This window comes from Bacilli bacterium (assembly GCA_036381315.1).
GTDB lineage: Bacteria > Bacillota > Bacilli > Paenibacillales > KCTC-25726 > DASVDB01.
Genome location: DASVDB010000101.1, coordinates 1 through 11,780, shown reverse-complemented (window position 1 = coordinate 11,780; position 11,780 = coordinate 1). Strand labels below are relative to the sequence as shown.

Annotated in this window: 9 protein-coding genes; all 9 read left to right on the top strand. The window is 53.1% G+C overall.

The features are described from left to right. Positions 1-3,309, top strand: a 3,309-nt coding sequence (locus VF260_07455) for a nitrate reductase subunit alpha (protein HEX7057016.1), incomplete at its 5' end; no start/stop codon positions are given. Positions 3,310-3,334: 25 nt separating this feature from the next. Continuing rightward, positions 3,335-4,846 carry a nitrate reductase subunit beta gene (gene narH / locus VF260_07450; GenBank protein ID HEX7057015.1) on the top strand — a complete coding sequence of 504 codons (1,512 nt, stop codon included), beginning with the start codon at positions 3,335-3,337 and terminating at the stop codon, positions 4,844-4,846. A gap of 3 nt (positions 4,847-4,849) precedes the next feature. Beyond that, positions 4,850-5,407 carry a molecular chaperone TorD family protein gene (locus VF260_07445; GenBank protein HEX7057014.1) on the top strand — a complete coding sequence of 186 codons (558 nt, stop codon included), beginning with the start codon at positions 4,850-4,852 and terminating at the stop codon, positions 5,405-5,407. Between the two features lie 6 nt (positions 5,408-5,413). Continuing rightward, positions 5,414-6,103 carry a respiratory nitrate reductase subunit gamma gene (gene narI, locus VF260_07440; GenBank protein HEX7057013.1) on the top strand — a complete coding sequence of 230 codons (690 nt, stop codon included), beginning with the start codon at positions 5,414-5,416 and terminating at the stop codon, positions 6,101-6,103. A 1,268-nt stretch (positions 6,104-7,371) separates the two neighbouring features. Next, the gene (gene citZ, locus VF260_07435; protein HEX7057012.1) at positions 7,372-8,487 is read left to right on the top strand and encodes a citrate synthase; all 1,116 of its coding nucleotides are present in this window, start codon (positions 7,372-7,374) and stop codon (positions 8,485-8,487) included. 32 nt (positions 8,488-8,519) lie between these two features. Then, a complete protein-coding gene (gene icd / locus VF260_07430; protein ID HEX7057011.1) occupies positions 8,520-9,818 on the top strand; it encodes an NADP-dependent isocitrate dehydrogenase in 1,299 nt (432 codons plus the stop codon). 30 nt (positions 9,819-9,848) lie between these two features. After that, a complete protein-coding gene (gene mdh / locus VF260_07425; GenBank protein HEX7057010.1) occupies positions 9,849-10,790 on the top strand; it encodes a malate dehydrogenase in 942 nt (313 codons plus the stop codon). An 85-nt stretch (positions 10,791-10,875) separates the two neighbouring features. Then, positions 10,876-11,451 carry a 5'-deoxynucleotidase gene (yfbR, locus tag VF260_07420; GenBank protein HEX7057009.1) on the top strand — a complete coding sequence of 192 codons (576 nt, stop codon included), beginning with the start codon at positions 10,876-10,878 and terminating at the stop codon, positions 11,449-11,451. Between the two features lie 80 nt (positions 11,452-11,531). Continuing rightward, positions 11,532-11,780: bile acid:sodium symporter family protein (locus tag VF260_07415; protein ID HEX7057008.1), on the top strand; the 249-nt coding region annotated here is incomplete at its 3' end.

Here is an 11,780-nt window from a genome sequence, read left to right as displayed (position 1 = left end):
AAACGGCAATACCAGGATCCGGTGGAAGCATGGGCATCCATTGTGGAAAATGAAGCAAACCGCAAGCGCTACCAGCAATCGCGGGGTAAAGGCGGGTTTCGCCGTTCCGGTTGGGATGAAGTATTGGAAGTGATCGCGGCGGCGAATATGTATACGCTGAAAAAATACGGCCCGGACAGAGTGGTGGGCTTCTCGCCGATTCCCGCCATGTCGTACTTGAGTTATGCGGCGGGTTCGCGCTTTTTGCAGCTGTTTGGCGGTATGAATTTAAGCTTTTACGACTGGTATTGCGATTTGCCGAACGCCTTTCCGGAAATTTGGGGCGAGCAGACGGACGTTTGCGAAAGCGCCGACTGGTATAATTCGCGCTTCATCGTATCCATGGGGTCAAACTTGAATATGACCCGGACGCCGGACGTTCACTTCATTTCCGAAGCGCGCCACAAAGGGGCCAAATTCGTTGTGCTGGCGCCCGATTTCAGTCAGGTGGCCAAATTCTCCGATCAGTGGCTGCCGATAAAAGCAGGCCAGGACACCGCCTTCTGGATGGCGGTCAACCATGTGATTCTTACCGAATTCCATGCCCGGCGGCAGGTTCCGTATTTTACGGAATATTTGCAAAAATATACCGATTCGCCGTTTCTCATTGAATTGGCGGCGGAAAAAACCTGGGAAAACGGCAGCGTCACCTATGCGCCGAAACAAATGATCCGCGCCGGAGATTTGGGCAAATACCGGGAAGTGGAAAACAGCCGGTGGAAGTTTGTCGTTTTCGACAAGCACACGAAAGAGCCGAAAATGCCCAAAGGCACGATCGGATTTCGCTGGGGCAGCGAAAAGGGCAAATGGAATTTGCAAATGCAGGATGGCCTGGACGACTCCGCAATCGCCCCCGAGCTTACTTTGATCGAGGATGCGGACGGCGTGTTGCCGGTCAGGTTCGATGCGTTCGCCGAAGGCAGAACTTTGCATCGCGGCGTTCCGGTGCGCTATATGGAGCGGGCCACGGGGGAACGGGTGCCGGTGGCCACCGTTTTTGACCTGCTGATGGCGCAATTTGGAGTGGACCGGGGCCTTGCGGGGGATTATCCCGCGGATTATGACGATCCTGTCCCCTACACGCCGGCCTGGCAGGAAAGCTTTACGGGAATCGGCAGGGACACGCTGATCCGGTTTGCCCGGGAATTTGCCCATAACGCCGAGGTCACGAAAGGCAAATCGATGGTCATTATCGGCGCCGGCATCAACCATTGGTACAACAACAATTTGTCCTACCGCGCGCCCGCCACGGCGCTTATTCTGTGCGGCTGCTGCGGCGTGAACGGCGGCGGGCTGAATCACTATGTCGGGCAGGAAAAGCTGGCTTTGGTCGCGCCCTGGAGCACGCTTGCCATGGCCGCCGATTGGGTCAAGCCCGCCCGGCTGCAGCAGGGGCCGATCTGGCATTACATCAACAGCGACCAGTGGCGGTACGACAAGGAATTTTCCGAGTACGCGAATGTGCCGGACGATGCGCATTACGCGAAAGGGCATACCGCCGATTTGATCGTCAAAGCGGTGCGCATGGGCTGGATGCCGTTTTACCCGCAATTTAACAAAAACACGCTTAAGCTGGTGCAGGAAGCGGTCGCTGCCGGCGCGCAGAACGATCAGGAGATCGTCGCCTATGTGACCGGGCGGTTGAAAAATAAACAGCTCAAGTTTGCCGTGGAGGACCCCGACGCTCCGGAAAACTGGCCGCGCGTATGGTTTATTTGGCGGGGAAACGCCTTGATGGCGAGCGCCAAAGGTCACGAATATTTCCTGAAGCACTATCTGGGCACCCATACAAACGCCATTGCGGATGAACAGGTAAACGGCAATGTCCGCGAAATCGACTGGCGGAAAAAAGCGCCGGAAGGAAAAATGGATCTGATCGTCGACATCAACTTCCGGATGGACACGTCGGCCCTTTATTCGGATATTGTGCTGCCCACGGCAACCTGGTACGAAAAGAACGATTTGAACACGACCGATATGCACTCGTATATTCATCCGTTGGGCGAAGCCGTTTCGCCTTGCTGGGAGTCGAAAAGCGACTGGGAAATCTTCAAGCTGATCGCCAGGTCGGTGAGCGAATTGGCGCAAACCCATTTTCCCGAGCCGGTGAAAGATATTGTCGCCGTTCCGCTGCAGCACGACACGCCGGATGAGCTGGCCCAGCAGGATGTTAAGGATTGGGGCTTGGGCGAATGCGAGCCGGTCCCCGGAAAAACGATGGCGAAACTGGTCGTCGTCGAACGCGATTATGTAAACCTGTACAACCGCTTCATTTCGTTTGGCCCCCTGGCCCGAAAAAACGGCGTCGGCGCGCATGGAGCGCATATCGAGATCGCGGATTTCTATGACGAACTGAAGGAAAAGGCTCCGGTGGAAACATGGAACGGCGAAACATATCCGTCTGTAAGCGAAGCGCTTTCTGCCGCCAATTTGCTGCTGCACCTGGCTCCGGAAACCAATGGCGAGCTGGCGTACCGCGGATTTCAACATGACGAGGAAAAAGTCGGGCTGCCGCTTGCAGATTTGGCCGCGGGCATGCGGGATCAGCGGTTGACGTTCCAGGAGTTGCAGCGGCAGCCCCGCCGATTGCTGAACAGCCCGTGCTGGTCGGGGCTGATGGACGGCGGCCGCGCCTATGCGGCCTATACGCTGAATGTGGAAAAGTTGGTGCCGTGGCGGACACTGACGGGCAGACAGCATTTCTATATGGATCATCCCTGGTACATTGATTTTGGCGAGCACCTGCCCACGTACAAAGCGAAACTGCATTTCCGCAAAACTGGCGAACTAAGCAAAACCGGGCAGGACGACAAGGCCATGGTGCTGAATTATTTGACCCCCCATGGGAAATGGCATATCCACTCCACCTACTATGACAATCACCGAATGTTGACCCTGTCGCGGGGCATCGAGCCGTGCTGGCTGAATGACAAGGACGCCAAAGAATTGGGGATTGTCGACAACGATTGGGTGGAAGTGTTGAACGACAACGGCGTGCTGGTTACGCGGGCCGTCGTCAGCGCGCGGATTCAACGCGGAACGTGCATTGTGTATCATTCGCCGGAGCGGACGATTTCCGTGCCGAAGTCGCAGGAGCGGGGCAAACGCCGCGGCGGCGGCCACAACAGTTTGACCCGCGTCAAGCTGAATCCGGTATTTCTGGCCGGCGGTTACGGACAATTCACTTTCCATTTCAATTACTGGGGACCGGTGGGACCCAATCGGGACACCTTTGTCATCGTCAAAAAGCTGAAAAAACTGGAGTGGTAACCATTCCTATAGGGAGGATACGGACATGAATGTGAGAAGACAGGTATCGATGGTGTTTCACCTTGACAAATGTATCGGCTGCCACACCTGCACCGTTGCGTGCAAAAATCTGTGGACGGACCGCAAAGGCGCGGAATACATGTGGTGGAACAATGTCGAGACGAAGCCGGGAACGGGGTATCCCACGCAGTGGGAGAACCAGTCCAAGTATCAGGGCGGTTGGGAGTACAACCGGAAGACTGGCAGGATCACGTTAAAGCATCAAGGCAAGCTGGGAACGTTGACGAATATTTTTTACAACCCCAACCTTCCGGAAATGGACGATTACTATACCCCGTGGACTTACCAATATCGGGAACTCTTTGAAGCGGCGAAAATCGACGACCAGCCCACCGCGCGCCCCATTTCCATGGTAACCGGGGAACCGGTGGATATTGAAGCGGGCCCGAACTGGGACGACGACTTGAGCGGCTCGCCCCTGTATGCGGCGAATGATATCAATTTGTACAAACTGACGGAGGAACAAAGGGAAAAGCTGTTGGATGTGGAGCGGATGGTATTTTTCTATTTGCCGCGCATCTGCAACCACTGTGTCAATCCCGCCTGCGCAGCGGCCTGCCCGAGCGGCGCCATCTATAAGCGCGGCGAAGACGGGATCGTCCTGATCGATCAGGAAAAATGCCGCGGCTGGCGAATGTGCGTGACGGCGTGCCCCTATAAAAAAACATTTTACAACTGGAATACCGGCAAATCGGAGAAATGCATTTTATGTTTTCCCAGGCTGGAGAGCGGTCAGGCGCCCGCTTGTTTCCACTCCTGCGTAGGCCGTATCCGCTATCTGGGCGTTGTCCTGTACGACGCGGAAAAAATTCCGGGCGCCGTCAAGGTGGACAATTGGGAATTGGTGGAGAAGCAACGCGAGCTGATTCTCGATCCGCATGATCCCGAGGTTATCGCGGGCGCCAAGGCGAACGGGATCGGCGACGAATGGATCAAGGCCGCGCAAAAATCCCCCGTTTACAAGTTCGTGAAAGAGTGGCAGATCGCGCTGCCGCTGCATGCGGAATTCCGCACATTGCCGATGCTGTTCTATATTCCGCCGCTGTTGCCGGTAATGGCGTTTAACAAAAACGGCCAATATGAAACCGCCGGGGAAGACATTTTCGCCGATATGGAACATTACCGCCTGCCGATGCGCTACATGGCGAGTTTGTTTTCCGCGGGAAATGTCCCCTTGATCGAGGACGTTTACCGGAAATTGATGGCTGTGCGCATATTCATGCGCTCGCAGGAAGTAGATGAATATAGCGATGACAAAGTTCAAGCGGCACTTAAGCGGGCGAATATGACCGCGGAGGAGGCCGAAGCCATTCACAAATTGACCTCGCTGCCCACCTTTGAAGATCGTTTTGTTCTGCCTCCGTACCAAAGAGAATCCGAACATGCCGGCAACCCGTTTGAGAGCATGCTGGATCCGTTAAGCAGACGCGGGGAAACGGGCTTTGGCTTCTCGCTTGTGCCCAAGAGGGGGTTATGATCGGTGTGGCCGATTTTGGAATTGTACGCCCGATTGACGGAATACCCGAATGAGCTTATCGTTCCGGAGATTCATAGCTTGGCGCGAAAGCTGCGGGATTGCGGCAACGCCGAATCCGCGCTTAACCAGCTGGCGAAATTTGGCGACGGGGTCGAACACGCCAGTGTCGCCGAACTGCAAGAGCTGTTCACGCGCACATTCGATTTGCTGCCGGTTTGCTCTCCGCACCTTGGTTTTCAACTGTTCGGCGAAAGCTATAAGCGCGGGTCGCTGATGGCGATGTTGCGCGAAGAGTATCGGCGCGTCGGATTGTCGGAAGGCGCGGAGATCCCCGATCATCTTTCGTGCGTGCTTAAGCTGTGCGCATTGCTGTCGAAGCGCGAACAAGAGCGGGAAGTGTATGCGGAATTGTTAACCCTGATTGTGCTTCCGGGAGTGGATAAAATGGTTGCGGCCTTTGCCGCGGCGCCGAATCCTTACAAACATTTGCTGCAAAGCCTCGCGTCGTGGCTGTCCGCACATAGTGATTTTTCCCAAGCCGGCAAAATAAAAATGGGGTGAGAATTTATGTTTAACCTTGTTCTGTTTGTCGCTTTTCCGTATGTGGCCGTCGTGTTGGCGGTAGTCGTAGGGGTGTATCGGTTTATGCTGCACCGGTTTACCTACTCCAGCCTGTCCACGGAATTTCTGGAGAAACGCAAGCTGTTTTGGGGCTCCGTTCCGTTTCATTACGGCATCATTCTCATTTTGCTCGCGCATCTGTTTGCGATTATTTTCTCGGGAACATGGAAATATCTGGTCAGTGATACGCTTCGCCTGTACACGATGGAGGTGATCGGATTATCTTTCGCCATATGGGCATTGCTGGGATTGCTGGTGCTGCTTTACCGCCGATTTAGCGACAGCAGAATTCGCTCCCTGACAACGCCCATGGACGTTGTGCTGCTCGCATTTTTGCTGTGGCAAATCGGTTCGGGCATATATATCGCGATATTCAATCGCTGGGGCGCGCAGTGGTTCACCACAACGGCTGTCCCGTGGATCCATTCGTTATTGGTCCTGCAGCCGAAGCATGAATATGTAAGCTCTCTTCCCCTGGTGATCAGGATCCACATGCTTGGCGGGTTCATCCTCCTTGCCTTGTTCCCGTTTACCCGGCTCGTGCACCTTGTGAGCTTCCCGCTGCCCTACCTTTGGCGGCCGTATCAGGTAGTCCGTTGGTATAAACGGGCAGGGCAAGCGAAAAGGGAAGGCTGATGATAACCGGTGGGAACAAACCTTGGTGCCTCATCGTTGCCCGCAACTTTCGATTATTGGTTATGTCTATTCGTGAATGGATGTTCGATTCCCCATAAGACCGTTGCGGTCGTTCGTGGAGACATGACCACGTCCGCTTGAAAACGACTAACAATCCGGATTAAGCCAAGCCGTCTTAACGCCAAAAGACGGCTTTTATGTTGCCGGCTACTGCCCAACGCCAAAACGGGCGACCACCACCCCGCACAGCGCCAAAACAGGGTAAACCGCCTCCTTAAGCAACGCAAATGTGGGGGAATTGCCTCCTTGCGTATCGCAAAAATGGGGGATCACAATCCCGCACGACACTATCGGTCGTAGCAGAGGCTATTTGCCGAAAAAAGGCTGATTTGAAATTTTAACGGGCGCCACAGCGGCTATTTGTCCATATTGTTTCCGATTTTTTGCGTCCGATCCGCTATCGGTAACCAGGTGAAATTCGTGCGCCTCGGCTGTATGCGGGAAAACCTCCCGTTATTTTCGGCAAATTTACGCAAAAATGAAATTATGCCGGAAAACCTCCCGCATAATTCTCCGAAAACAGCTAATAGCTGAAAAACGGCGAATTTATATGGGAGTTTTTCCGACATAAGATCAGATAAACGGTTTTTCCGTCATTTATACAGGAGGATTTCCCGCATGCATGAGGCGCTATATCCGCACTTTTGCCGTTATAGGCGCGGATTCGCTTTGCAAGAGGCGCTATATCAGCATTTTTGCCGCTATAGGGGCCGGCAGCAGGCCGACTAACCGGCCGGGCTTCCAAGCTCAAAAGGCAGCAGGCCGACTAACCGGCCGGGTTTCCAAGCTCAAAAGGCCGCAAGCCGGCAAAACGACCGATAACCGTCGGCAAGGTTCGGGGGCTTTCGCCACAGGTTGCTTTTTAAGCAGGTTTTAGCCTTGACAGTTGGCTCAGGCAAAATTTCACGAATGAAAATACGTGCCGGAAACGCACAATATATTATGGATTGTTTTTTTTCTGCAGTGGCGCTTGCACTTCATCTCATAGTGAGATGAACTGACAAAAAAATCTTTTTAACTGTGATAATGAAATTTTATGTCATTTTCTTCTGTCAATGTTCACTTATTGTTCAAAATCAAGTATGATGTTCATTGGGTTGGTCAGACGCTGTACATCACTTTTTTCAGATTGTGTCCTGAACCGGACGAGCGGGACGAGCATCCCGGAGCCGGTCGGACTGATAATATGCCAAAGGAGAGAATTGTGAATGACGGTTACAAAAGGTCTGGAAGGCATCATTGCCACAACCTCTGCGATCAGTTCGATTATTGACGGTGTGTTAACCTACCGCGGAATCGATATTGATGAACTTGCCGAGCATGCATTATTTGAAGAAGTTGTGTATTTGCTTTGGCATGGCAAGCTTCCCAACAGCAGAGAACTGGCGAGTATAAGGCAAGAACTTTTTGAAAGCGCAGTCTTGCCCGAACCGATTATTGCCCAAATCAAGGCTATTCCCCGCAATATAAATGCAATGACGATGCTGCGCACGACAGTTTCAAGTTTGGCTTTTTACGACGCAGAGGCAGATGAAATGAGTGAAGCCGCCAACCTACGCAAGGCCGTGCGGTTGCAAGCAAGGATTCCGGCCATAATCGCCGCTTTTGCGCGAATTCGCGAAGGCAAGGAACCTGTCGCACCGCAAAAAGGTTTGTCGTTTGCCGCGCAGTTTTTGTACATGCTGACTGGCGCGGAACCGCAAGACGTTGCCGTGCAGGCGTTCAATAAAGCGCTTGTGCTGCATGCCGACCACGAATTGAATGCCTCGACATTTGCCGCAAGAGTAACGGTGGCCACGTTGTCCGACTTGTATTCCGGCGTAACGTCGGCAATCGGCGCGTTGAAAGGACCGTTGCATGGCGGGGCCAACGAGGCGGTGATGGCGATGCTGGAGCAGATCGGCTCCATTGACAAAGTGGAATCGTTTATTCATGAAAAGCTGAAGAATAAGGAAAAAATCATGGGATTCGGCCACCGCGTCTATAAAAACGGCGATCCGCGGGCCAAGCATCTGCAAAAAATGTCCTACGAACTTGGCAAATTAACCGGCAATCTGAACTGGTACAACATGTCGGTTAAAATCGAAGGAATGATGTCCGAACTGAAAGGCCTAAAGCCCAATGTGGACTTTTATTCCGCTTCCGTCTATACCATTTTGGGAATCCCCCGCGATTTGTTTACGCCGATTTTCGCCTTAAGCCGGGTGTCCGGTTGGACAGCCCATATTCTGGAGCAATATGCCAACAACCGGCTCATTCGTCCCCGCGCTGAATATGTAGGACCGACAAATCAACATTACATCCCGATTGAACAACGCAATTAACAGACCGATCAACATACTTAGGAGGAAAAACGATGGTTCAGTTTAAACACTATGCCGCACCTGTTGAGGGCGCGAAAATTACAATCCAAAACGGGAAACTGCAAGTTCCGAACAACCCGATCATTCCGTTTATCGAAGGCGACGGCACAGGCCCGGACATTTGGGCAGCGGCCAAGCGCGTTCTGGATGCGGCGGTGGAAAAAGCGTACAAAGGCGAAAAGAAAATCGCTTGGTACGAAGTGTATGCAGGTGAAAAAGCCTTCAACAAATTCAACGAATGGTTGCCGGAGGACACCCTGACGGCTATTCGGGAATATATTGTGGCGATTAAAGGGCCGTTGACCACGCCGATCGGCGGCGGAATCCGTTCGCTCAACGTGGCGCTGCGCCAGGAGCTTGATCTTTATGTTTGCCTGCGCCCGGTCCGTTATTTCCAAGGCGTTCCGTCTCCGGTAAAACATCCGGAGCTTGTCAATATGGTCATTTTCCGCGAAAATACGGAAGACATTTATGCCGGTATCGAATGGGCGTCCGGTTCGCCGGAAGTGAAAAAGGTGATCGAATTTCTGCAAAAAGAAATGGGCGTTAAAAAGATCCGTTTCCCCGAAACGTCCGGTATCGGCATCAAACCGGTGTCGGAAGAAGGCACAAAACGCCTGATCCGTTCCGCCATCGAATATGCGATCAAGCATAAACGCAAAAGCGTTACGATCGTCCACAAAGGCAACATCATGAAATTTACCGAAGGCGCGTTTAAAAACTGGGGTTATGAAGTCGCGGAACAGGAATACGGCGAGCAAACTTTCACCTGGGGCCAATACGACCGCATCAAAGCGGAACAAGGCGCGGAAGCCGCCAACAAGGCGCAAAAAGAGGCCGAAGCGGCTGGCAAAATCATTATCAAGGACGCAATTGCCGATATCACGCTGCAGCAGGTGTTGACCCGTCCGGCGGAATTCGACGTGATCGCCACGATGAACCTGAACGGCGACTATATTTCCGATGCGCTTGCCGCGCAGGTAGGCGGAATCGGCATCGCGCCGGGAGCGAACATCAACTATATTACCGGCCATGCCATTTTTGAAGCGACGCACGGCACAGCCCCGAAATATGCCGGCCTTGACGTGGTCAATCCGGGATCGGTTATTTTGTCGGGCGTGCTGATGCTGGAACATTTGGGCTGGCAGGAAGCAGCCGATCTGATCTATAAAGGGCTTGAGACATCCATCAACAACAAGACGGTTACGTACGACTTCGCCCGCCTGATGGAAGGCGCAACCGAAGTGAAGTGCTCGCAATTCGGCGATTTGATCATCAAAAACATGGATTGATTTTCCGAAAATTTTGGAGGTGTTGGATGTATGGCCATCAAACGGAGAAAAATCACCGTCGTCGGCGCCGGCTTTACCGGTGCAACTACAGCCTTGATGCTCGCGCAAAAAGAATTGGGGGATGTCGTGCTGATCGACATCCCGCAGTTGGAAAACCCGACAAAGGGAAAAGCGTTGGATATGCTGGAAGCAACGCCGGTTATCGGAGCGGACAGCAACATTACCGGTTCCGCCAACTATGAAGACGCGCAAGGTTCGGACGTTGTCATTATTACCGCCGGTATCGCCCGCAAACCCGGGATGAGCCGCGACGATCTGGTCAACACCAACGCCGGCATCATGAAATCGGTTTGCGAGCATGTAAAAACGTATTGCCCGAACGCCTATGTCATTATCTTGAGCAACCCGGTCGATGCAATGACCTATGTGGCGTACAAAACGCTCGGGTTTCCGAAAAACCGGGTGATCGGCCAATCCGGCGTACTGGATACGGCCCGTTATTGCACGTTCATCGCCCAGGAGCTGCACGTTTCCGTCGAGGATGTGCGCGGGTTTGTGCTGGGCGGCCACGGCGATGATATGGTGCCGTTGGTCCGTTATTCCAACGTCGGCGGTATTCCGCTGGAAAAACTGCTGCCGAAAGACCGCATCGACGCGATCGTGCAGCGCACCCGTACGGGCGGCGGCGAAATCGTCAATTTGCTCGGCAACGGCAGCGCCTACTACGCGCCGGCCGCATCGCTCGTGCAAATGACGGAAGCGATCATCAAGGATAAGAAGCGGATTATTCCGGCAATTGCCTTGCTTGAAGGCGAATACGGCTACAATCAATTGTTCATGGGAGTGCCGACGCTTTTGGGCGGCGACGGTATCGAAAAAATCTTCGAACTGGAACTGACCGCCGAGGAAAAAGCGGCGCTGGAAAAATCGGCGCAGTCGGTCCGCAACGTGATAAAAGTGGTGGAAGGCTAAAAAGGAATTTGCGGATTCCTTTTGCATGCAGCTATGCTGTTGGCGCCCGATCCGTTCGGGCGCCTTGGCATTGGGAGGAAATGCGGTGGGTTACGATTTTTTTACATTTCTATATCGTCTGCGGTATATTGAGCGCTGGAGTCTGATGCGCAATACGCATAAAGAATCTGTGGCTGTGCATTCCTTCGATGTTGCGGTCATCTCGCACATGCTGTGCACGATTGGAAACGAGATTTTTCACAAAGAGATTCCGACCGAAAAAGTTGTCGCGCTGGCTTTGTTTCATGACGCGACGGAAGTGTTTGTCGGCGATGTGGCGCATCCGGTCAAACACAGCAATGAAGTGCTGTTGCGCCATTTTCGGGAAATCGAGCGGACGGCTGCGGAGCGGTTGATGCAGATGCTGCCGGAACAATTGAAAAAAACATATCGCCCCCTCGTGCAGGAGCATGATCCGGAAATCTACAGATGGGTAAAGGCAAGCGACTTGATCGCCGCCTACCTGAAATGCAAATCCGAAATCTCCGCGGGAAATAAAGAGTTCTCCGTCGCGGAGAAGCAATTGGCGGCATCGCTTAAAAAACTGGACATGCCGGAAGTGGATTATTTTCTCAAAACAATGGCATCCGGCTTTGATAAAACAATCGATGAATTGACTTGACGTGAAGGTGGCGAAATGAAGCGATGCCTCAATCAGTAGCGCGTTTTGGACTGCGTTCAAATAAATGGATGGAACGTCATATGTTTTTGCTAATCCCGGCGTCTTTGGTGGTCGGGTTTGTTTTTTACCGCGACTTGGCGCAACTCGTTTGGCTTGTGCCGTGGCTGTTTGCTTTTTTGACACTGGTGCTCGGGTTGGGAGGCACATTTCGGCAATTGGGGGATGCGTTTCGCAAGCCGTTGCCGATGCTCTTCTTGTTTGGTTCCGTCCATATCGTCGCGCCGTTTGTGGCTTTTGAGATGGGCGCGTTTTTGTTTGGACCGCACTCC